This is a genomic window from Microbulbifer sp. SAOS-129_SWC, assembly GCF_039696035.1.
Classification (GTDB): Bacteria; Pseudomonadota; Gammaproteobacteria; order Pseudomonadales; family Cellvibrionaceae; genus Microbulbifer.
Genome location: NZ_CP155567.1, coordinates 1,199,344 through 1,221,189, shown reverse-complemented (window position 1 = coordinate 1,221,189; position 21,846 = coordinate 1,199,344). Strand labels below are relative to the sequence as shown.

At 64.6% G+C, this 21,846-nt stretch carries 16 protein-coding genes; 1 reads left to right on the top strand and 15 read right to left on the bottom strand.

Features of this window, described 5'->3' with window-relative positions:
* Window positions 1-12: 12 nt before the first annotated feature.
* The 8 genes from ABDK11_RS05120 to ABDK11_RS05085 all read right to left on the bottom strand — a co-directional run bounded on the left by ABDK11_RS05120 (window position 13) and on the right by ABDK11_RS05085 (window position 12,077).
* Window positions 13-1,365 carry an MFS transporter gene (locus ABDK11_RS05120; RefSeq protein ID WP_346839228.1) on the bottom strand — a complete coding sequence of 451 codons (1,353 nt, stop codon included), beginning with the start codon at window positions 1,363-1,365 and terminating at the stop codon, window positions 13-15.
* A 169-nt stretch (window positions 1,366-1,534) separates the two neighbouring features.
* Complete coding sequence (locus ABDK11_RS05115; RefSeq protein WP_346839227.1) at window positions 1,535-2,158, bottom strand: YbhB/YbcL family Raf kinase inhibitor-like protein; 624 nt, start codon at window positions 2,156-2,158, stop codon at window positions 1,535-1,537.
* Window positions 2,155-3,147, bottom strand: coding sequence for a threonine/serine dehydratase (locus ABDK11_RS05110; protein WP_346839226.1), 993 nt, complete (start codon window positions 3,145-3,147; stop codon window positions 2,155-2,157). Before ABDK11_RS05110 ends, ABDK11_RS05115 begins: the two co-directional genes overlap by 4 nt.
* Before the next feature lie 86 nt (window positions 3,148-3,233).
* Window positions 3,234-4,643, bottom strand: a complete 1,410-nt coding sequence (locus ABDK11_RS05105) for an aldehyde dehydrogenase family protein (protein ID WP_346839225.1) — start codon at window positions 4,641-4,643, stop codon at window positions 3,234-3,236.
* A gap of 389 nt (window positions 4,644-5,032) precedes the next feature.
* The gene (gene ampE / locus ABDK11_RS05100; protein ID WP_346839224.1) at window positions 5,033-5,902 is read right to left on the bottom strand and encodes a regulatory signaling modulator protein AmpE; all 870 of its coding nucleotides are present in this window, start codon (window positions 5,900-5,902) and stop codon (window positions 5,033-5,035) included.
* Between the two features lie 88 nt (window positions 5,903-5,990).
* Window positions 5,991-6,557, bottom strand: coding sequence for a 1,6-anhydro-N-acetylmuramyl-L-alanine amidase AmpD (gene ampD, locus ABDK11_RS05095; RefSeq protein ID WP_346839223.1), 567 nt, complete (start codon window positions 6,555-6,557; stop codon window positions 5,991-5,993).
* 99 nt (window positions 6,558-6,656) lie between these two features.
* Window positions 6,657-9,254, bottom strand: coding sequence for a DUF1631 family protein (locus ABDK11_RS05090; protein ID WP_346839222.1), 2,598 nt, complete (start codon window positions 9,252-9,254; stop codon window positions 6,657-6,659).
* Between the two features lie 441 nt (window positions 9,255-9,695).
* Window positions 9,696-12,077 (bottom strand): DUF1631 domain-containing protein, encoded by a 2,382-nt coding sequence (locus tag ABDK11_RS05085; RefSeq protein ID WP_346839221.1) that lies wholly within the window; start codon window positions 12,075-12,077, stop codon window positions 9,696-9,698.
* Between the two features lie 256 nt (window positions 12,078-12,333).
* On the opposite strand from ABDK11_RS05085, the gene nadC reads away from it, so the two are divergent.
* Window positions 12,334-13,188, top strand: a complete 855-nt coding sequence (gene nadC, locus ABDK11_RS05080) for a carboxylating nicotinate-nucleotide diphosphorylase (RefSeq protein ID WP_346839220.1) — start codon at window positions 12,334-12,336, stop codon at window positions 13,186-13,188.
* A gap of 39 nt (window positions 13,189-13,227) precedes the next feature.
* Here nadC and ABDK11_RS05075 read toward each other — a convergent pair whose 3' ends face one another.
* The 7 genes from ABDK11_RS05075 to ABDK11_RS05045 form a co-directional block, all read right to left on the bottom strand.
* Window positions 13,228-13,527, bottom strand: a complete 300-nt coding sequence (locus tag ABDK11_RS05075) for a hypothetical protein (RefSeq protein ID WP_346839219.1) — start codon at window positions 13,525-13,527, stop codon at window positions 13,228-13,230.
* Between the two features lie 187 nt (window positions 13,528-13,714).
* Window positions 13,715-15,271: a glycosyl hydrolase family 18 protein gene (locus ABDK11_RS05070; RefSeq protein ID WP_346839218.1), complete on the bottom strand. Its 1,557-nt coding sequence runs from the start codon at window positions 15,269-15,271 to the stop codon at window positions 13,715-13,717.
* Window positions 15,272-15,578: 307 nt separating this feature from the next.
* Window positions 15,579-17,309 carry a glycosyl hydrolase family 18 protein gene (locus tag ABDK11_RS05065; RefSeq protein WP_346839217.1) on the bottom strand — a complete coding sequence of 577 codons (1,731 nt, stop codon included), beginning with the start codon at window positions 17,307-17,309 and terminating at the stop codon, window positions 15,579-15,581.
* Between the two features lie 506 nt (window positions 17,310-17,815).
* Window positions 17,816-18,523, bottom strand: a complete 708-nt coding sequence (locus ABDK11_RS05060; protein ID WP_346839216.1) for a sulfite exporter TauE/SafE family protein — start codon at window positions 18,521-18,523, stop codon at window positions 17,816-17,818.
* Window positions 18,520-18,756 (bottom strand): cbb3-type cytochrome oxidase assembly protein CcoS, encoded by a 237-nt coding sequence (gene ccoS, locus ABDK11_RS05055; protein WP_346839215.1) that lies wholly within the window; start codon window positions 18,754-18,756, stop codon window positions 18,520-18,522. Before ccoS ends, ABDK11_RS05060 begins: the two co-directional genes overlap by 4 nt.
* A 117-nt stretch (window positions 18,757-18,873) precedes the next feature.
* Window positions 18,874-21,315, bottom strand: coding sequence for a heavy metal translocating P-type ATPase (locus ABDK11_RS05050; RefSeq protein WP_346839214.1), 2,442 nt, complete (start codon window positions 21,313-21,315; stop codon window positions 18,874-18,876).
* The gene (locus ABDK11_RS05045; RefSeq protein WP_346839213.1) at window positions 21,312-21,836 is read right to left on the bottom strand and encodes a FixH family protein; all 525 of its coding nucleotides are present in this window, start codon (window positions 21,834-21,836) and stop codon (window positions 21,312-21,314) included. The genes ABDK11_RS05050 and ABDK11_RS05045 overlap by 4 nt, the downstream gene beginning before the upstream one ends.
* Between the last annotated feature and the right edge of the window lie 10 nt (window positions 21,837-21,846).

The window sequence follows — 21,846 nt, the reverse complement described above, 5'->3', positions numbered from 1 at the left end:
CCGGCCGAGCACCTATCCCGCCGCCGCTTCCGACTCCCGCTCACCAACGCCGCGGTGCCACAGGTAGGCCGCCAGCAGAATCGCCGGCACCCCGAGCGAGGCCGAATAGACAAAGAACTGTGAATAGCCCTGTGCGTCCACCACCACGCCGGAAAAACCGGCGATAATCTTGCCCGGCAGTTTCATCAGGGAGCTGAACAGCGCGTATTGAGTGGCGGTATACGCCTGGTTGGTCAGACTCGACATAAAGGCGATAAACACCGCGTTGGAGATGCCGCCGCTGATATTATCCGCGCTGATCACCACCGCCAGCCACGCCTTGCTGGGCCCCACCTGGGCCAGGTGGGCAAACAGCAGGTTGGCCACCGACAGCAGAATCGCCCCCAGCACCAGCGGCCGCAGAATGCCGTATTTCACTACCAGCAGGCCGCCGAGATAGGCACCGATAATTGTGCAGAAAAAGCCGAAGACCTTACCGATCTCGGCGATATCGGTCTTGCTGAAGCCCAGGTCCAGGTAAAACGGGTTCGCCATGATGCCCATGACGATATCGCTCAGCAGATAAATACTGATAAACAGCAGCAACACCAGCGAGAAGCGCCCGTTGCGTTGGAAAAACTCGATAAACGGGCAGGCCACCGCGCGCACCAGCCACTCCTTCAGCGGGCCGTGCTCGCCGCTGCCCAACACCTTGTCCACCCAATCGTGCTGGAACACCTCGGCCTGCTGCTTCACTTTCTGGTGATCCGGCTCGGCAATCAGAAAGGTGGTGATGATGCCAATGGCCATGAATCCGGCCATCGAAATATAGGAAGTCGTCCAGCTGTACTGGTCGGCTACCAGCAGTGCACCGGCGCCGGAGATCAACACCGCAACCCGGTAGCCGAACACATAGTTGGCGGCCATTGCGCCCTGCAATTCCTTGTCCACCGCTTCGATCCGGTAGGCGTCGATGACCACATCCTGCGAGGCGGAACACAGGGCTACCCACAGTGATGCCATCGCTACCGCCAACAGCGACAATTGCGGATTCAGCTGCGACATATACAACAGCCCGGCCACCAGCCCGATCTGCGCCACCAGCATCCAGCTGCGGCGTTTGCCCATCCAGCGCGTCAGGAGCGGCAGCGGCACCGAATCGATGATCGGCGCCAGAATAAACTTGAAGGAAAAAATGATGCCGACCCAGGCGAAAAAGCCGATCACCGTGCGGCTGGCGCCATAGTCGCGCAACCAGGCACTGAGGGTGGAAAACACCAGTAGATAGGGAAGGCCGGAAGAGAAACCGAGGAAGAACATGGCCATGACGCGGGGCTTCAGATAGGTCGCCAGCGCCTGTAACCAGCTTAATTTTTGTTCCTGCATGCCGTTGTATCGCGTCCTTATACTCGGCCCGCTCGCGCGGGGCTGGCCCGGATATCTCGCCCGGGGCCAGCAGTGGTCGGTTACGTATCGTGTCCCGGGAATACTCCAAACACTTCAGAAAACCAGAGGCTTGCGCTCAATGGTCGGGCGGCCCGATGCACTGTCCGGGCTAGCGCCCATAGTGCACTTGCAGTTCCGCCTCCGCCAGCTTGTTGGCGTTGACGCTGAAGCCCACCTGCGCCGGCGTGGCGTTCTCATCCAGGGGCAGCTCTTCCACGTTGAGCGCGTAGATGCGGAACTGGTAGCGGTGCTCGCCCTGCCCCGGCGGCGGGCAGGCGCCGCCGTATCCGCGACTGCCGTAATCGTTGCGCACCTGGATCGCCTCGGGCACCAGGCCGTTTTTCGGTTCGCCGGCGCCCGCGGCGAGGCTGGTGACATCCGCCGGGATATTGAACATCACCCAGTGCCACCAGCCACTGCCCGTGGGCGCGTCCGGATCGTAGACCATCAGCGCGTAGCTCTTGGTCCCCTCCGGCGCACCGCTCCAGCTCAACTGCGGCGACAGGTTCTCTCCCCCGCAGTGATCGAAGACCTGGGCTTTGGGCATACGCGCGCCCGGGGTCAGTGTTTTCGATGTGAGCGCGAAATCCGCTGCGGCACTGGTCGCGGCAAGGCCGCACAGGGCGGCAGCAGCCACCAGTTTAGCAGCCGCGGCGGCAAAATAGCCGCAGCGCGGGCCACTTCCGGCCCGGCCGCCGCTGCGCCGCGTTGAGCGCGCGGTAAAATGCTTCATGGTGTTTCCTCGCCTCCGGCAAACAGATCGGCCACCCGATCCAGGTCCATGTTACCGCCAGTCAGCACCGCCACCACATTCCGGTTGCGAAAGCGCGCGCTGTGCTCCATCACCGCGGCCAGCGCCACAGCGGCGGATGGCTCCACCAGCTGCTTGGTGCGGGTCCACAGCAGCCGCATGGCATCGACGATACCCTGCTCCGACACGGTAATCACGTCGCGCACCGTATGGCACACCACCGCGTAATTGCGCCGCCCCAGGGTCGTGCGCAGGCCGTCAGCCAGGGTCTGTGGTTGCTGTGCGGTGACGTGCACCCCGCCGCGCAGGGAGCGCTGCGCGTCGTCGGCGCCGGCGGGTTCGGCGCCCAGCACGATGGTATCCGGGGCCAGCGCGGCCACGGCGAGGCCGACACCGGCGAGCAACCCGCCGCCGCCCACCGGGGCCACGACCATATCCGGGGCAAAACCGCGCTCCCGGCACTGCTGCAGGATTTCCAGCGCCACGGTACCCTGCCCGGCGATGATGCGGCGGTCGTCAAACGGTGGCACCACATGGGCGCCGCTGTCGGCCACCACCGCCTCCAGCGCGCGCTCGCGATCCTCCTGGGTGGGGCCACAGATCACGATATCCGCGCCGTAGCCGGCCACCGCCGCGCGTTTTGCCCGCGGCGCTGTCTCCGGCATGACCACGGTGCAGGCGAGGCCGCGCGTCGCCGCCGCCCAGGCCAGCGCCGCGCCGTGATTGCCGGAGGAATGCGTGGCCACCCGCCGCGTGCCCGCCGGCAGCTGCGTCAGGGCGTTGCAGGCACCGCGCGCCTTGAAGGCGCCGACTTTCTGCAGGTGCTCGCATTTGAACCAGAGGTTGGCGCCGGTCAACGCGTCGATCTGCCGACTGCGCATCAATGGCGTGCAGTGCACCTGCCCGGCAATATTCTGCGCGGCAGAAAAGACGTCGGCACTGGTGGGTAGGTCGTGTTGCTCGGTGGCCATAGGCTGCGGATACCGGTCACTGGAAAACCATACAGAAGGAGCGGCCAATGGCCGCTCCCGTTCAACATTCAGTTCAGCACAGATTGCTAGCGCAGTAACCGCAGCCATTTGAATTTGCGCGCGCTGTAGGGTGCGTAGCGCAGATCCAGATCAAAGATATTGCGGCGCTTCATCACCGCCTTGAAATGGCTGAAGGTACGGAAGCCGTGCTCGCCGTGATAGGCGCCCATGCCACTGGCGCCAACGCCACCAAACGGCAGTTCGTGGGCACTCATGAACATCATACAGTCGTTGATACAGGCGTTGCCAGAACTGCAACGCGCGAGGATGCGGTCGGCGGTAGCCGCGTTGCCGGTGAAGATATATAGCGCCAGCGGCTTGTCGCGCTCGTTGACGAACTGCTCCATGCGATGGAAATCGTCCAGCTCGATCACCGGCAGCAGCGGGCCGAAAATCTCCTCCTGCATCACCGCGGTCTCGAGGCCGACGTTGCGCAGTACCGTGGGCGCAATATAGCACTGCTCCAGATCAACTGTTCCCCCGCAGTACACCTCGCCGTCTGCCAGGTAACCGGCAATGCGCTCGGTGTGGCGGCGGTTGACGATACGGCCGTAATCGGCCGACTCACGCGGCTCGTCACCGAACATCGCGCGCAGCTCGCGCGCAATCAACGGCAGCAGCCGATCGGCGGTGGCGCGGGTACACAACAGGTAATCCGGGGCGATACAGGTCTGGCCCGCATTGATGAACTTGCCCCAGGCAATGCGCCGCGCAGCCACCGCCATATCGGCGTCATCGGCGACAATGCAGGGGCTCTTGCCCCCCAGTTCCAGCGTCACCGGTGTCAGGTGCCGGCTCGCCGCGGCCATCACAATGCGCCCGACGTGGCCGCCGCCGGTGTAGAGGATATGGTCCCAGCGTTGCTCGAGCAGTGCGGAGGTCTCGGCCACGGCCCCCTCGACGCAGGCGAAGGCATCGCGGTCGAGATAGGCCGGCAATAGTTCCGCCACCAGTCGCGAGGTGGTCGGTGCCAGTTCCGACGGCTTCAGTACCGCGCAATTGCCGGCGGCGATAGCCGGCACCAGCGGCCCCAGCAGCAGCTGCAGCGGGTAGTTCCACGCGCCGATGATCAGCACCACCCCGAGGGGCTCCGGCTGAATGTAACTGCGCCCCGGCTGCGCCACCAGCGGCGTCGCGGCACGGCGCCGGCGCACCCATTTCTTGAGCTGCTTCAGCGCGTGGTCGATATCGCCGCAGACCGCGGCGACCTCGGTCATGAAGCCTTCCTGCGGCGCCTTGTGCAGATCCTGCTGCAGCGCCTGCAGAAAGCGGCGTTCGTTGTCGGCGATCATGCGGCGCAGCTGGCCCAATTGCTGGCGGCGCCAGCTGAGTTCGGCGGTCGTGCCGCTGCGGTAATAGGAGCGCAACCCCGCCATCAGCGCTGCCGCGTCGAACGCATCGACAGCGCGCAGGGCGGAGGTTACGGGAGAATCCATTGTCGGTACTTCCATCGAGACTATCGCGCCTGGATTGCTTGTTATTGGAATGCGCGGGGATGGGGGACAATTGTGATTTTTGCCTGCTCCCGGTCCCCTGTTGCGGCGAAATATCGAGGGAAGCCCGGGGCAAGTCAAGAAGCCAACTGGAACAATATTCCAAATTTAGAGCCAGTTCACCAACGGCGTGCTAGCTCGAATCATTCGCCTCCGACTGCGATGATCGTGCCAGAACCTGTGCGTTCAGAGCAATTTGCCGGCGAACATGCACGCTTATTGCGTGGTTTTGCGGTACAGATGTGCTGAAGGTGCGGAGATAAAGCAAGAACGCAGCCCCGGCTGAACGATTCGAGCCGGGGCCGCTGATGACACTAACATTCGACCGCCGCTCAGCTGTCGAACAGCACCAGCAGCGCCGCGGCGGTGATCCACAACAACAGCGCGCGCGACAGCAGCGACTGCAGGCCCTCGAGCTGCGCGCCACAGACGCGCTGGCCCTCGGCCACTTCGAATCCGGCACTGCAGTCACTGGCGTCGATACCGCCCAGGGCACCTTCCAGGTAATCCTCCAGCACCTCGGCGGTAGTGCGCTCGCGGCAGGTCAGGCAGCGGCGCCAGGCGCGATAACAGCCGGCGAAATTGCCGACAATGGCGAACGAGAAGCCCATGACCCGCAGCGGCAGCCACTCCAGCAACCACAGCCAGCGTGCCGCGGTGCCGCGACTGTCGTCCTCAGCGGCGTACAGCGCACTCAGGCGGAACAACACCGCGCCGGGAATCCCCAGCAGCAGGAACCAGAACAACACCGCAAACAGGCGCTCGAAGGCGCAGTAGGCGGCGCCGCGGAACACCTGCTCGTGCAGTGCCTGGCCATCGGCCGGCTCCTCACCGAGCCCCTGCAGCAGCGGCGCCGCGGCGCCGCGCGCTGCGTCGAGGTCGCCGCGATACCAGTTACGCAGGTAGCCGGACAGGATTTCGTTGAAATTGCCCCGCCCCAGGCAGTACAGCAGCAGAGGCACCCCCAGCAACAGGACGCCCAGCCCGCCCAGCGCCGCCTCAGCCAGCACCATGGCCACCGCGGTGGCCAGAACCGGTGGCAGGATGGTCGCACCCAGCAGCAGACCGGGGTTGCGCTGCAGGTTGTCGCGCGCAGCCAGAGTCGCGCGCCACCAGTGGAACCAGCCGTCGCGGTGCAGCGGCGCACCCGAGCCCCACAGCTGCACCAGCCCGAGGGCCAGCAACACCGTTAAAAGAGCCATAGTTCAGATCCGAATTAAACAGGGAATAAGACGCAAGAATAACGCCTGCGACGCCGGCAGTGGAAGGGATTGGGCGCGTCGCGCCCGTTCAGTGGGCGTCGCGCAGGGCGTCCAGTGCAGTCAGGTAGCGCGGCCAGTCGAATCCCGGCCCCGGATCCAGCTTGCGCCCGGGGGCGATATCCGAGTGGCCGGTGATGGAGTCGCGGGTAATCTGCGGAAAGGCGTCCATGATTGCCGCGCTCACTTCCGCCAGGGCGCGATATTGGGCATCGGTATAGCTGTCGGTGTCGAGGCCCTCGAGTTCGATACCGATGGAGAAATCGTTGCAGTCGCAGCGCCCGCAGAACTCGGACTGGCCCGCGTGCCAGGCGCGCCGGTCGAGCGGTACATACTGGGTGACGCGGCCTTCGCGGTCGATCAGCAGATGCGCGGAGACGCGCAGCGCGGCGATCCCGGCAAAATAGGGGTGGGCATCGGGATCGAGCTGGCCGAGAAAAAGGTCGTCGATATAGGAGCCGCCATACTGACCCGGCGGCAGGCTGATGCAGTGAATCACCAGCAGATCGACCGCGGTGCCGGACGGGCGGTCGTTGCAATGCGGGCTGACTACCCGGCGCACGCCGGACAGCCAGCCGGATTCCGGTTGGTATTTCACGCGATCATCTCCTGAGGCAACCGCTATCGTGCCACCTGCGCCATCGAATTGCAGTGAAATCCCATTTTATGGAAGCGACGGCAAAGATACCAACCGCGCTCAGGCCTCGCCCTCCTCCGCAGACACGCTGACCGCTATCGCCATCTCACCGGCGCTCTCCACCAGCCACTTGAGCGCGCGATCGAATAATGGCCCCTGCTCCAGCGGCCTCATTTCGCCGTCGCGCAGCGCACGGGCCAGCTCGGCGCGACTGTATGCCGTCACCTTGGCACCGCGGCGATTGACGAACATGAACTGGTCCAGATCGCGGATGATCGCCGCCAGGTGACAGCGCACCGGCGGCTTGTCCGCAACCTGCTGCATAAACCAGCTGTCTTTCAGGTGGTACGTCTGGCGCCAGAAGTCATCGCAACCCGCCGGCGGCGCGTTGGCGGCAGCCAGCGGTGCGGCCTGCGCCACCTGTTGCAGTGTTTCCACCGCGGGCAGGTCCACGTCGATTTCCGCTACCGGCGCCGCCGGTGGCTGCGGCGGCTCCTGCAGGTCGACCGGGTCGCCGGTGTCGCTCGCCTCCGTTTCCACAGCGGAATCCGCCGGCGTCTGCGCAACCTCTGGAGTCGGGGCCTGGGCAACCTCTGGAGCCGGGGCCTGATCAACCTCCGGAATCGCCAGGATGCTATCTGCCTCGCGGCGCAGTTCCTGCACGAGGCGCTCGCGGGTGCGGCGCTCGCGCTCGGATTCCACCCGCGCGCCCAGGGCCTGGCGCTCGCGATACAGCTGGTCCAGCCCTGCCAGCAGGCGGCGGCGCTCGGCGACACCGATGGCCAGGGATTCCGCGCCCTGATTCAGGCGCTTGCGCAGCCCCGGCAGCAACTGCTGCATTTTGAAGCGGCTCTCGGGCATCGGCGCCACCACACTCCACACCAGGTCCCGTGCCGTCAGCACGGCCCGGCGCCAGCCTTCACTGCTGGTGCCCTCTTTCAGGCAGGTGCGAAACAACACACTGTCCCACACGCGCCCCAACCATTCCTGCACCACGCGCGGCAGCTTGCGTTCCGCCGTCAGCGCATCGAAGACCGCCGCTACGCGCGCGCGCGCCGCTTCGACCCGGGCGTGGCCCTCGGCCTCGTCGACGGTGCGGCGCTGCATCACCTGCGCGCGGCGGTGCTCGCGGGTCACATACTCTTCGAAATCGCGCAGCAGCCGGGTAAAGATATCCTCGTCACTGTCGAAGCCCTGCAGTACCTGCTCGACGATGTCGCAAACCTCGCGGTAGAAGGGCTCCTCCTGATAGTTCTCCCCGGGCTGCCAGCCAATCGCAGCGTCGGCGAGGGTATTGAACAGTTTGCGCGCCGGGTGGCCGCTCTTGGTGAAAAACGCCTTGTCGGCGACACCGAGCTTGAGCAGCGGCAACTGCAGGCGGATCAGCTGAACCTTGATCGGCTCGGCCAGATTGCGGTCCTCCAGCATGAAGGTAAACAGCATATCCACCATGCGAATGACTTCGGTATCCAGCTCCTGCAGCGACGCGCCCTGCCGCGCTTCGACCAGGCGTTGCTGCAGCAGGCGATTGACGTCCAGTACCTGCCCCACAGAGGCGGCCTGCAGCGGCAGAGACTGCATTGCCCCCAGATGCTGCAGCAGGTCCGGCGTTGCCATCGGGGCCACGCCGACACCGGGGGGCAACAGGCCATAGCCGCCACTACCGGGATTGCCCGCGGCGCTGCCCGGCGCCGCCATGGCGGGGCCTGTGGGCGCGCCTGTACCTGCGGCACCTGCACCCACGGAGCCTGCACCCGCGGCCCCCGCCCCCACGGGTGCCACCCCGGGGAACGCCGCGGAAATTGGATTGGCGCCGACCGGGTGGCCGCTGGTCGGCTGAGGCGGGAGTGGGCTTCCGGGGATCCCGCCGGGAAGGTCGGGGCTCGCCCCCGCGGCCGGCCCGGTGACTGTCTCCGTCGAACCGCGGCCGTCATTTCGCCGTTGCTGTAACAGCGGGTCTTTCAGCGAGGGCAGCACACCGTTGTCGATCAGCACCTGGTTACAGGCGCGGTAGAGACCATCGAGCTTGGCCGCGAACAGCTGTTCGAATTTTTTCAGCAGGGTCAGGCGCGCACGCAGATGGATATCGAGGGATTTGAGCGAATGTTGCAGCGCCCGGCACAGCATCCCCGGCGACAGCGGCATGTTTTCGTCGTATACCTTCTGCGGCAGCAGTGTATCGAGGCGCAGCGCCAGCTCGGCAATGGGGCTGGCGAAATCCCGCTTCACCGCAACGATGATGGTTTTCAGCGCGACCTGCTGCTCCAGGTCCTCGTCGTCCAGCAGCGCCAGGCCGCTGCCCGCGTCGGTGTCATCTGAATCAACACTGCGGGGTTCCTTTTCGATATTGTGGAAACCGTCACGTACTGCGTTGATAAAGCGCTCGGTAATCCGGCCGCGCTCCAGCCGCAACAGGCGCAGGGCGTGAAACAGCCCGTCCTGCTCATCCTGGTGGTGCACTTTTTCCGCGCTGGCAAACAGGGCGTCGTCGACGCCGGTAAAGACCTCTTTCATGCGGGCGAACAGCCAGCTGCAGGCGCTGTCCCTGACAGCGGCGACCGGTTTGGGGAGTGGGCGGGCCGGTGTATCCGCGGCATTGCCGCCGCGCTTGGCGTTGCCGGAGAACGCCACAACCTTGGGGAAATCTTGAGTATCCATTCAGTCCTCTCTATACCGCGCGGGTACGAGCGAGATTATTATTCCGCCGGTCAGCCCTGACCGCTGCGGATGTCACGTATAACGTCTAAACCAGAAGGAATTTTCAAATAGTACAGTAGCCCGTGTAGCCGCCCCCGAAGCGGATCTACGGACGTAATCCCGATAAAAATTGCGACAGAATTCACAGTTTTTGTGGAAATTGAACGCCACAGAGAATATCCGGCAAATAACACCAGCGTTCAAGCCCCAGAAAGGGCTATACGACGCCGATTTATTCAAAATTTTTTCAGGAGTTACAGACTTGTCAGGTAAGGCGCATTAGGACGAATAAAAAACAGCCAGAAGCGGGCGGGGAAAGGAAGGGCGGGCCCCGCCAGCGGAGAGGCCCGAAGTAGAAACCGAAGTAGAACCCGGAGCAGAAAGAGACGTTGCGAGCAGGTCTCAGGGTTTGTCGACACGCTTTTTGCGCACATTGCCGATCACCGACTGCAGCGCGCGCTCAAACAGCATGCCATCGTCGAGGGGCATCAGCTGCGCGCCGCGCAGCGCGTGGGCCAGCTCCAGTCGGGCGAATTCCGCCACTTTGGCGCCGTTGCGATTGACGAAAATAAACTGGTCGATATCGCGGATTACCGCCGCCAGCCGGCAGCGGAACTGTTCGTCTTCGCCGCGGCGCAGCTCGAACCAGCTGCCCTGGGCAAGGCGGAAGGTCATCTGCCAGTGGGGGTCGGATTCCGGCAGGGCCTCAAGGCCGTCGTCTTGCGCCTCCGGCGTCGCCACTTCCGCGCGCAACACCACCTGCTCCAGTTCTTCCATCTGCGGCACGGCGACCTCTTCGGCGGCGGCCTCGACGGTCTCCTCGACAGGCGCCGCTTCCTCAGCCACGGTGGCGGCATTTTCTTCCGCCATGGCAGCCTCGTCAGCAGCTGCAGACTCTTCACTGCGGGCAGTTGCCTGTACCTGTTCACGAGCCAGGCGTTCGCGCTCCGCAGTGAGCCGCTGCGCCAGCGCAAACCGCTCGCGGTAATGTTCTTTCAGGTCGGCGAAGAGCGCGCGTGCCTCGAACGGATTCAGCGATACCGCCTCGACACCGGCGCGCAGGCGCTCCTGCAGTGACGGCAACACACCCAGCAGCTGCTGGCGGCTGTCGGGCATTGGCGCCTGGACGCTCCACACCAGGTCGCGGGCGGTACGCACGTCCGCGCTCCACTCCTCGCTGTCGGTGCCGGACTTGACGCAGGTGAGGAACAACACGTTGTTCCAGACTTTCTGCAACCAGTCGCGCACCACTTGCGGCAGATCCCGCTCGGCCATCAGCGCGTCCATCACCGCCGCTACCCGCGCCCGCGCGGCCTGGGTCTTGGCGCGCCCGTCGGCCTCGTCGACGATGCGGCGCTCAAGCATCTCCGCGCGCTTGCGCTCGCGCAGCCTGAACTGGTGGAAAGAATCCAGCAGCTCGGCGTAGATATTGATATCGCGATCGAATTCGTTCAGTACCCGATCCACCACCCGGCCGATCTCGGCGTAGAGCGGGTCGGATTCGAAGTTGTCACTGGCCTGCCAGCCGGTGGCGGCCTCGGCGAGCTCGTTCAGCAGTTTGCGCGCCGGGTGGCCGCCCTTGCTGAAAAAGGACTTGTCGGCGATCGCCACTTTCAGCAGCGGCAGCTGCAGGCGCCCCAGCTGGGACTTGATCTGCTCGGCCAGGTTGCGGTCTTCGAGGATGAAGGAAAACAGCATTTCCACCAGCTTGATGATGTCGCTGTCTACCTTGGTCAGGGAAGCAGACTGGTTGGCGTCTACCAGGCGCTGCTGTAGAAGACCACCGACATTGAGCAGCTGGACACCGTCGTCGCGCTGCAGGTCGGCATTGGCCTGCATTTCGCCCAGGTGAGCGAGCAGATCGCCAGACGGCATCGGCGCCAGGCCCGCCGTGGCCGGCAACAGTCCCGGGGCGAAGCTGCCGATGGCGGCACCGGCCTGAACCCCGCCCGCGGCAGCGTCCGGCAGGATGCCGCCGGAACCGACCTGATTGCCAACCGGCGAACCGGCCGCCGCGCCGCTGCCCGTCGGCGCCGTAGTGGAGGCGGATTGCGGACGCGGCGCGACACTCTGTTGTTGCTTGACGCGGCGCTGCCCGCGCAGCGATGGCAGCACGCCCTGCTCTACCAGCAACTGGTTACAGCGCTGATAAAAATCCTGCAGTTCCAGCATCACAACCTGCTCGAACTTTTTCAACAGGGTCAGGCGGGCGCGGATATGAATATCCAGTGGGCGAATGGCCTCAACGAAGGCATCACAGATGGCGTCGGGACCGAGGGGATTGTTCTTTTCGTAAATCTTGACCGAATAGAGAGTGTCCAGCCGCAGGCACAATTCCGCGATCGCTTCCGCATAATCGCGCTTGGCATTGGCCACCATGGTGTCGACGGCGACCAGTTGTTCCAGGTCGTCGTTGTGCACCAGCGACAGGCTGTCGGAGGCGAAGGCTTCGTCTTCTTCGCCGGGGTCGCGCACCTCGAAGGCCTCATCGAGATTGAGCGCGTAGCGCTCGGCGATATTGCGACGTTCAACCCGCAGCAGGCGCAGCGCCTGAAACAGGCCGTCCTGATCGTCCTGCCCGTGGGCGCGCTCGGCCATGGAAAACAGCGAGTCGTCGACCTTGGAAAACAGTTGCTTGAGCTGCTCCTGCAACTGCGGGCGTGCCTTCTCGCGCAGCGTCACTACCGTCGATGCCAGTACCAGCGTTTTCTTCTTGCGGGGAGAGAAATCCAGGCCGCCGGCGCTCTTTTCCGCCAGGGAAACCACATTGTTGGATTCTTTCATTGCCACGTCGCCCCCGGGGCAACCGCAGGCCCCGTTTTCTTGTTCGGTGTGATGACAGCGCGCAAACCGCGCAGCTGGCCCATTCTACAGGCCTCGAACGGGCATCCGACAACCGCCGTGAATAGATTTGAGACGCTCGTCACAGCCAATTCCCAATGAGTGCCGAGCACAGCCTGCGCTGATGACAGCGCTGCCAGCCGGGATCCAAACTCCGTCACATTTGGTAGACTTGCCGCTCCGAAGTAGAGGCCGTCCCATGCATCCACAAGATACCGACATCCCCGACCTGGTCCCCGATATCCACCGCGCCGTCAGCGCTGCGCTGGCCGAGGATGTGGGTTCCGGGGATATCACCGCCCAGCTGATTCCCGCCGAGCGCGAGGCCCGCGCCCGGGTCATTACCCGCGAAGACTGCACCGTGTGCGGGCGCGCCTGGGTCGAGGAGGTGTTCCGCCAGCTGCACCCGGCACTGCAGCTCACCTGGCACTGCGAGGACGGCGACCGCGTAACTGCGGATTCGGTGCTGTTCGAACTGGCCGGCAACGCCCGCGCCATCCTCACCGGCGAGCGCACCGCGCTGAACTTCCTGCAGACACTGTCCGGCACCGCTACCACCGCGGCCAGCTATGCCGCGCGCACCGCCGGTACGCAGATCAAGATACTCGATACGCGCAAGACCATCCCCGGCCTGCGCAGTGCGCAGAAATATGCCGTGCTGTGCGGCGGTTGTCACAACCATCGCATCGGCCTGTACGATGCCTTCCTGATCAAGGAAAACCATATCGCCGCCGCCGGCGGGATCGATAGGGCCGTGGCGCAGGCCCACCAGATCAAGCCCGGCGCGCTGGTGGAAGTAGAGGTGGAAACCCTGGACGAGCTGCGCCAGGCGCTCGATAGCGGCGCCGACGTGATCATGCTCGACGAGTTCAGCGATGCGGATACCCGTACGGCCCTGTCGCTGGCCGCGGGCAGAGCCAAAATCGAGATCTCCGGCAGCGTGGACAGCGAGCGCCTGCAGCAGCTCGCGGATCTGGATGTGGACTATATCTCTTCCGGCAGCCTGACCAAGCACCTGCGCGCCATCGATCTGTCACTGCGCATCGATCTGTGACGGAACCGGGCTGCAGGGAGACACACTCCCCGCAGCCCGCTACTTGCTTATCCGTTCGCGCGCCTTGTCGAGCGATTTCTGCAGCTCGTGCCAGGCGCTGTCAACGCCGCTTTTGACTTCGTCCCAGGCGTCGCCAGATTGCCCGTGCAATCGTTCCAGCTTGTCGCGCAGTGAATCGCGCTTGGCACGCAGCGTATCCAGCTGATCCCGGTAGCGTATCTCCGCATCGGCACCAGCCTCTTCCGCACGCGCCTCCAGCTTTTCGATCTCGGCATTCCAGGCCTTCATTTTTGCCGCCATCTTTTTCTCGAAAGCGGACTTCTCTTGATTGCTGCTCACGTTACTAGCCTCTGGTTACTAGCCTCTGTCTGTCATCAGTCCCGGTACGACTTCGCCCGTCGTCGCCGAACCTGCTCATACTCGGATAGAGCATAATGTCGCCGGCGGCTCGTCACACTGCCTCGCTGGCGCACAAAAAAAACGGGGCCCGCAGGCCCCGTTAATCTTGTGCTGCAAGCGCTAGCGCTTACGGCAGGTTGTGCACGTGGCTGCCCACCGGTCCGGAGAAGATACCGCCGTCGTGCATATCCCAGTTGATCGACCAGGTCATTACGCCCTTGAAGCCGGGGTAGGCCTGGCTCGGGGTCAGGGTGGCGCAATTGGTCTGCGCGGTCAGGCAGTCCAGCGCCCGGTTGATGTCCGCCGTGGCCGCGAAGCCGCTACTGGCGGAATTCGGGCCAGACGGCAGGCCGAGCGCGACCTGCTCGGGCGCGAGGCCGTTGAAGTAACTGCCGTCAGCCAGCGGGAAACCCTCGATCAGCATCATCGCGGAGGCCACCATCATGTCCACACTGCCGGCGCTGTAGGCCTGGCTCTGGTACGGGGTCGACAGGCCGCCGTTGTTGTACAGCTGCACGTGCAGCAGATCCAGCTCGCTGCGCAGCTGGTCAATCATCGGCAGGTAGGCACCCCAGATACCGGAATAGGCCACGTAACCACCCTGCACATAGGGATGCTCCGGCGCCATTGACAGGTACATGTTCGGATACTGGACTTTCAGCTGCTTGACGGCCTTGACCAGGTTCGTCACCACCGGCGCACCGTGCATCACCCCGGCACCAGACTCCAGGTCGATATCGATACCATCGAAACCGTATTCATCGAGCATGGCCGCGGTGCTGCTGACGAAGTTGGCCACATTCTCATCCGTATCCAGCGTCACGGTGCCGTTCTGGCCGCCGAAAGACACCACCACAATTTTGCCGGCGGCACGCTTGGCGGCGATATCGGCAATGAACTGCTGCTTGTCCAGGCTCGGGTCCAGGTTAAAGGCAACGCTGCCGTTGCCGGCATCATCGGCGAAGGCCACCACGATCACATCCCAGACATCGGACACTTCGCTGATGCGGTGGATACCGGAACCGTTGTCGAAGTTGTGCCAGTAACCCACCAGCGCGTGCTTCGGCAGCAGGCCGCTGTTGCCACCGGAAGAACTGCCGCCGGAAGAGGACGAACTGCTGCTGGAACTGCTGGAGCTACTCGAGGAACTGCTGGAGCTGCCTGCACCGCAGTCGCCCACCTGGGTCCAGGCATCCTGCCAGGCCCAACCGACGCCCGGCTCGTAGGCACCGCCCTGGCTGCACCAGCCGGCAATCTCACAACGGAATTCGAGGCCCACGTTCTGCACCAGGTCGCCGGCGGCGTAGCTGGTACCGGCCACATATTGCGGCGAGCTGCAGCTGCCGCCGCCGGAAGAGCTGGAAGAGCTCGACGAGGAGGACGACGAACTGGAAGAAGAGGAGGAGGAACTCGATGAAGAGCTTGACGAAGAACTGGATGAACTGGAGGTGCCACCGTCACAGGCGCCGTCGTAGTGCCACACATCCCAGGTACCCGAGTGGGTTACCGGGTCCTCGGCCTGGGTCCACCAGTTGGCGGTGTAGGCGTTACCCAGGTGTTTCACGCTGTCGCCACCGACATAGATACCGGCGTTGTCCCAGCTGGGCCGACTGCTACAGTCCACAGCCGACGCATTGGCCGCAGCGATGCTGAGCAACGCGAGGGCGAGCCATAACATTTTCATGATTGCATTCCTTAATTGGTCGCCAGCCCCACGGGAACAGGAGCGGCTTCAGGCGATGAATCGGATTTCCGGAAGAGTACCGTCGCTGAATTTTTATATTTTCAAATCGCGACAGAAAAAACGGGAGCTGTGTATAACAGCTCCCGGGGCGGCTCCGTTGCCGGCCAGCGTTTGCCCGACCACCACTTCGGTGGTCGAATCACAAACAGCGGGTCGCAACGGCGCCTTCGCTTTGGATCGCGAAACTCACAGTGGGGTGCGCCGATGCGCACCCCACTCGAGTTCCGGATCCGGACCTCAATGCCAGTTACTGATTACTGTGCATCGCTTCGATCAGTTCGCCATCGGTCGTATCGCCGGACAGCTCCCAGAAGAAGGAACCACCCAGCCCCTGATTGGCAATGTACTGCATCTTGCCGGCAATGGTGGCCGGAGTGTCATAGCTCCACCATTCATTGCCGCAGAAGGCGTAAGCGGTACCGGCGACAGTGCCGTTGGACGGGCAGGTGTTTTTCAGCACCTTGTAGTCCTCGATGCCGGCCTCGTAGGTACCCGGTGCCGCACCGGTGGCGGAACCGCCCGGAGCAGCCTGGGTGACACCGGTCCAGCCGCGGCCGTAGAAACCAATACCCAGATTCAGCTTACTCCCCGGTACGCCCTTGTTCTTCAGCGCCTGAATGGCGTTGTCGGCGTAGAAACCGGCCTGCGGAATACCGGAGTAATCCGTCAGCGGCGAGTGCGGTGCAGTGGGACCGGTTTTATTCCAGGCGCCGAAGTAGTCGTAAGTCATCACGTTGTAAAAATCGACATACTGGGCCGCGCCGCCGTAATCGGCCTGATCCATCTTGCCGCCAACATTGCCATCGGCAGTAATCGCCGCAGTCACCAGCTCATTGCCAAAGCGGTTGCGCAGCGCAGACATCAGGTTGGAGAACGCGGAGAAACCGCTGCTGTCGCAGTTCAGGCCACAGGCGTTGGGGTACTCCCAGTCGATGTCGATACCGTCGAAGACACCATCCCAGCGCGGGTCGTGCACCAGGTTGTAACAGGAATCGGCAAACGCCTGCGGGTTCTGCGCCGCCTGGCCGAAGCCGCCGGACCAGGTCCAGCCGCCGAAAGACCACACCACCTTGATATTCGGGTACATGGCTTTCAGCTTGCGCAGCTGGTTGAATGCGCCGCGCAGCGCGCCGGCATCCCAGGTATCGGCCACGCCGTCCACGCTGCCGGCGGCATCGTAGAACTTGTCGTAGTCCGCGTAGGAATCACCGATGGTGCACTGGCCGTTCTGCACATTGCCGAAGGCGTAGAAGATGTGCGTCAGCTTCTGAGCCGAGCCACTGGTGGCGATATTCTTCACATGGTAGTTGCGGCCGTAGACACCCCAATCGGTAAAGTAACCGCCCAGGCGCGCGCCGCCGCTGCTGGAACCACCGCCGGAAGAGGAGCTGGAGGAGGAACTGGAAGACGAGCTCGAGGAAGAACTCGAGGAAGAACTGGAGCTGGAACCGGAGCCACCGCTACAGGCACCAATCAACAGCCACACGTCGCTGTCGCCCGAGTGCGTGGCCGGGTCTTCGCCCTGCGTCCACCACTTGGCCTCGTACTCGCTGCCGTTCTGCTGCACCCGGTCACCGCCGACATACACCGCGGAAACGGACCAAGCTGCCAGGCTGCCGCAATCGCCACTGGTAGTGCCACCGGAACTGGACGAGGACGACGAAGAGCTGGAAGAAGAACTGGAAGAGGAGCTACTGGAGCTGGAGGACGAGCTGGAGGAAGAAGTGCTGCCGTTGCAGGCACCGAGATCGCTCCAGGCTTCGGTCCAGGCCCAGCCGACGCCGGGCTCATAGGCGCCGCCCTGGCTGCACCAGCCGCCTACATCGCAGCGGTAGGCCACCGCGTTGTTCTGCACAATATCCCCTGTGCTGTAAGCGGAACCGTCCACATAGGTCTGGACGCCACCGCAGTCGTACGCATATCCCTGCCCGGCCAACAGGCCGAACAGCAGCGCTGCTGCCAGTCGCATAGGACTCATTATTTTCATCGTTATCACCGTTATTGTTGGGTTTATCCGAATCGGACCGGCGATACCGATACCCCACAGTGATCGCCGTGCCCCACAGCCGCCGTACTGCCTTCAGTCGCCTTAGCGGACTGTGTCGATACGAGAGTACAAATGGCACGTGGAATGCCCCGGGCGGCGGCGGACAAATCTCCGCAATCACGACACCACCAGACAACAAATCGGTAGCACCGGCCGGCCCTCACGCAGACAGCGCTGTCATTTAAAAATGATAGCGCTGTCATCTGTACGTCACTGAAGATAGCCACTATTGCCTTTTGATGCCAGATACATGGCGCCAAATTCTGCAAGACAATCCACAGAATTGATAAAAGTCACCATTGCGAACGCAATTTGCTGCCAGGGCCCACCACAATGGAGGAAACTCGCGCCAATCGCCGGCACAAAGTTCCCGCTTTTTCATCGCGGCAGAATCGGCGTAAGAGGGGGCGCGAGGTGCCGCGCGACACCGGGGGAGCTCAATGCGAGTGTGGTGCAGCCATTTCAGTCGCCGCCATGGGCATGGCGCCATGGCCAGCGAACGCCCCCCACAATGTCCAGAGGCCGAACAGCAGTATCGCGCCGGCGAACAGCAGTCTGACCTGTGGCCGCTGCACCACTGCGCGCACGCGCGCGGCGGCGGCACCGGTGGCCAGCACGGCCGGCAGCGTGCCGATGCCGAAGGCCAGCATCGCCAGCGCCGCGCGCCCACTCCCGCCCTGCGCCAGGGCAAAGGTGAGCGCGCTGTATACCAGCCCGCACGGCAGCCAGCCCCAGAGCCCGCCCAGGGCCACGGCCTGGCCGGACGTGCGCACCGGCAGCAGCTTTGCCGACAGCGGCTGCAGATAGCGCCACAGGTAAGCCCCGCCCCGCTCCAGCCACACCAGGCCGCGCCACAGGCCGCCCACGTACAGCGCCATTGCCACCAGCATCAACCCGGCGATCAGGCGCAGCGGCGCCAGCGCCGGTAATACCGCCGCCCCCAGGGCGCCGGCCAGGGCGCCCATCAGCGTATAGCTGCCGATACGCCCGGCGGAATAGGACAGCAGCATGTCCCAGGCCGTGCGCTGCCCCGGCACCGCCATACCCAGCGCACCGGCGATACCGCCGCACATGCCGACACAGTGGCTGCTGCCGAGAAAGCCGATGGCCAGCGCCGCGGCCAGAAAACCCCAGTCGCCGATCACTGGCAACCACCGCTGTTTTCACTATCGGTAGCGCTGTCGGGGGCGCCGTCCGCATCGGTCTGCTCGGCGCCAGCGTCGCCGCCCGGCGGCGGCACGTCGTCGTCGAACAGAATGCGGCGCCCCTCGGTGTCCAGATCGTCGTACTGACCGTTGTTCACTGCCCAGAAGAACAGCTTCACGGCGCTGCCGATAAAGACAATGGCGATCGGAATCAGGATATAGAGGCTGTCCATTCGTAACCCGGAGTTGAAATTCACCCGACAATCCAACAGTTCCACCCGGCCGCTATCGCGGTGTCGCCCGGAAAGATCAGATTGCCAACCTTGCAGTACTGGCGGGTTGGCCCGCCCTCAGCCAGCGTTGCGCGGGGCGGCATCCAGGCTGCGTGCGGGCGCGCTGTGCGCAGGCCGGGCCGAGAGTCGCACCGCGTTCAGCACCACCACCAGCGAACTCACCGACATGCCGATCGCCGCGGCCCAGGGGGGCACCAGGCCACACACCGCCAGCGGCATTGCCAGTGCATTGTACCCCAGCGCCCAGAGCAGGTTCTGGCGCACAATCCTGCGGCAGCGGTGCGCCAGCGCAACGGCGCGGGGCAGCGCCTGCAGGTCGCCACCGAGCAGTATCGCGTCAGCGCGGGAACGGGCCAGGTCTGCCGCCGACAGCATCGCCACCGAGGCATCGGCACCGCTGAGCACCGGCACATCGTTGAGTCCGTCGCCCACCATCAGCACCCGCGCACCGCCGGCCTGCAGGGCCTGCAGGTGGGCGAGCTTGTCTTCCGGGGAGGCTCCCGCGCAAAAATCGGCAATCCCCGCGGCCGCGGCGACGCGCGCCACCTCGCCGGACTGATCGCCACTCAGCAGCTCCACCGCCAGGCCGGCGGTCTGCAAACCGGCCACCGCCGCGCGCGCGGACGGGCGCAGCGCATCGCCGAGGCCGATCCACGCCACCGGCCCGGCGCCGTCACCGAGCAGCAGCCACTGGCCGGATTCCTCCGGCAGCGCCGGCGCCGCGGTCGCGGCGAAATCCGCGCGGCCGAGGCGGTAGCCGTGGCCGTCGACTTCGCCCTCGACGCCGCGGCCGGTGATCGTGCGCAGATTTTCCGCCCTGCACTGACCGCGCTCGCCGGCAAACGCGCGCGCCAACGGGTGGTTACTGCGGGATTCCAGCGCGGCGGCCACCGCCAGCACCCGCGTTGCGTCCCAGCCGTGGCGCAACGGCAGTACCTGCTGTACCCGCGGTTCGCCCAGCGTCAGGGTACCGGTCTTGTCGAACACCGCGCGCGTCAGGCGCGGCAGCGTCTCCAGCAGCTGGCCGCCGGCCACCAGCAGGCCCATCTGCTGCAGGCGCAGGGAGGCGGCGGCCAGCGCCGCCGGTGTGGCCAGCGACAGGGCACACGGGCAGGTCACCACCAGTACCGACAGCGCCACCCAGAAAGCGCGTTCAGAATCGATCTGCCACCAGACCGCAAAGGCGCCTGCGGCCGCCAGCAGCACCGCGCCGACAAAATAGCCCGCCAGCCGATCCGCCAGCGCCACCTGGCGCGGCTTTTCCAGCTGTGCCCGCTCCACCAGCTGCTCGATCGCCGACAGGCGGGTGGCCCTGCCGGCCGCGGTTACCCGCACGACCAGTGCCGAGTCGCGATTGACGCTGCCGGCAAACACGCGGCTGCCGGGTGATTTCGGCTGCGGCGCAGATTCACCGCTGAGCAGGGACTCGTCCACCCCGCTGTCGCCCTCCTCCACCTCCCCGTCGGCGGCAACCACATCGCCGGCGCGCAGCAGGATGCGGTCGCCCGCCGCCAGCGCGGCAACCGGGATATTTTCCACCGTATCTCCCTCGAGCCGGGCCGCCGTCAGTGGCAGCAACTGGGCCAGGCCACCGCTGGCGAGGCCGGCGCGGTGGCGCGCACGCATCTCGACCGCGCGCCCCAGCAGCAGGAAGAAGGTGAACATGGAGATGGATTCGAAGTAGACGTCGCCGGTATTGAACGCGGTGGCATAAAAGCTGGCGCCATAGGCGAGGCCGATGGCCAGCGACACCGGCACATCCATGCTCAGGTGGCCGCCGCGCAGGCTGCGCAGCGCCGCGCTGAAAAACGGCCGCGCGGCGTAGAACACCACCGGTGTGGCCACCAGCAACGACACCCAGCGCAGATAGCGCTGCAGTCCGGCGTCGATGCCGCTGCTGGCGCCAAAGTAGAGGGCGATGGCGAACATCATCACCTGCATGGTCCCCAGCCCGGCGACCCCGAGGCGCCGCAGCGCCGCGCGCCGCTCGCGCTGCAGCAGCTGTTCGCCGCCGGCAGCCGTTGCCGGCGCCGGGCGGTAGCCGATCCTCGCCAGTGCCGCAAACAGCTGGCTGGGCCGCACCCGCTGCGGGTCGTAGCCGATTTGCGCACGCTGGGTGCTGGCGTTGACGGATACCCGCCGCACACCGTCGACAGCACCGAGGTGCCTTTCGATCAGCCACACACAGGCGGCACAGGTAATACCGCCGATCAGCAGGCCGGCGATGCGCCCGCCCTGCTCCCAGTCGTGCACAAACTGGTCCTGCACGTCCGGCAGGTCATAGGGCGCCCAGGGGTTGTCCTGCGCCGTCGGTTCGGGGCGCTCGCTGCGGGTATCGCGGTAGCGGTAGAAGCTGTCGAGACCGCCGGCGACAATCGCCCCGGCCACCGCCTCACAGCCGGGGCAGCACATGGGTTGTTCGGTGCCATCGATCAGTACCGAGTGGCCGCTGTCGGGGGGAACCGGCAGTCCGCAGTGAAAGCAGGCGGGCGCGGTCATTGCTCGACGGGATTTAGCGGAATGGCGTCGCCCTGATCAAAGTCGATGGTGCCTTTCAGGTGCCAGTCCGCCTGCAGGTGTTTGTCCGGATCCAGTTCCGGCAGCAGACGCACATACCAGCGGTGTTCCGGCCGCTGCAGCAATTTGCCGCGGTAGTGCCGGCTGCCGTCGCGCGTGAGAATAATCTGCTGGTCGAGCCGCTTGTCCAGCGGGTGCCCGAGAGTCAGCAGCAGCTGCTGGGGGAATTTCATCTGACCGGTGAGATCCAGATCCACGGTACCGGCCTGGCGATCAAACTGCAGCATGCCGGCCAGCCCCAGTTCTGCCGAACGCTTGTCTTGACGGGCGATGTAATTGTAGGCGCGGCCATCTTTGTAATAGGTATCGCTGACGGTATCGTCGGCATACTTGACGGCGATGGTGACCATCACCGAACACACGGCCAGCACCAGAATCAGCGGCGCCAGCACCACCCACACCATTGCCTCGCGATACCAGGGCTTGGACGTTTCTTCATTCACAGACGACTCC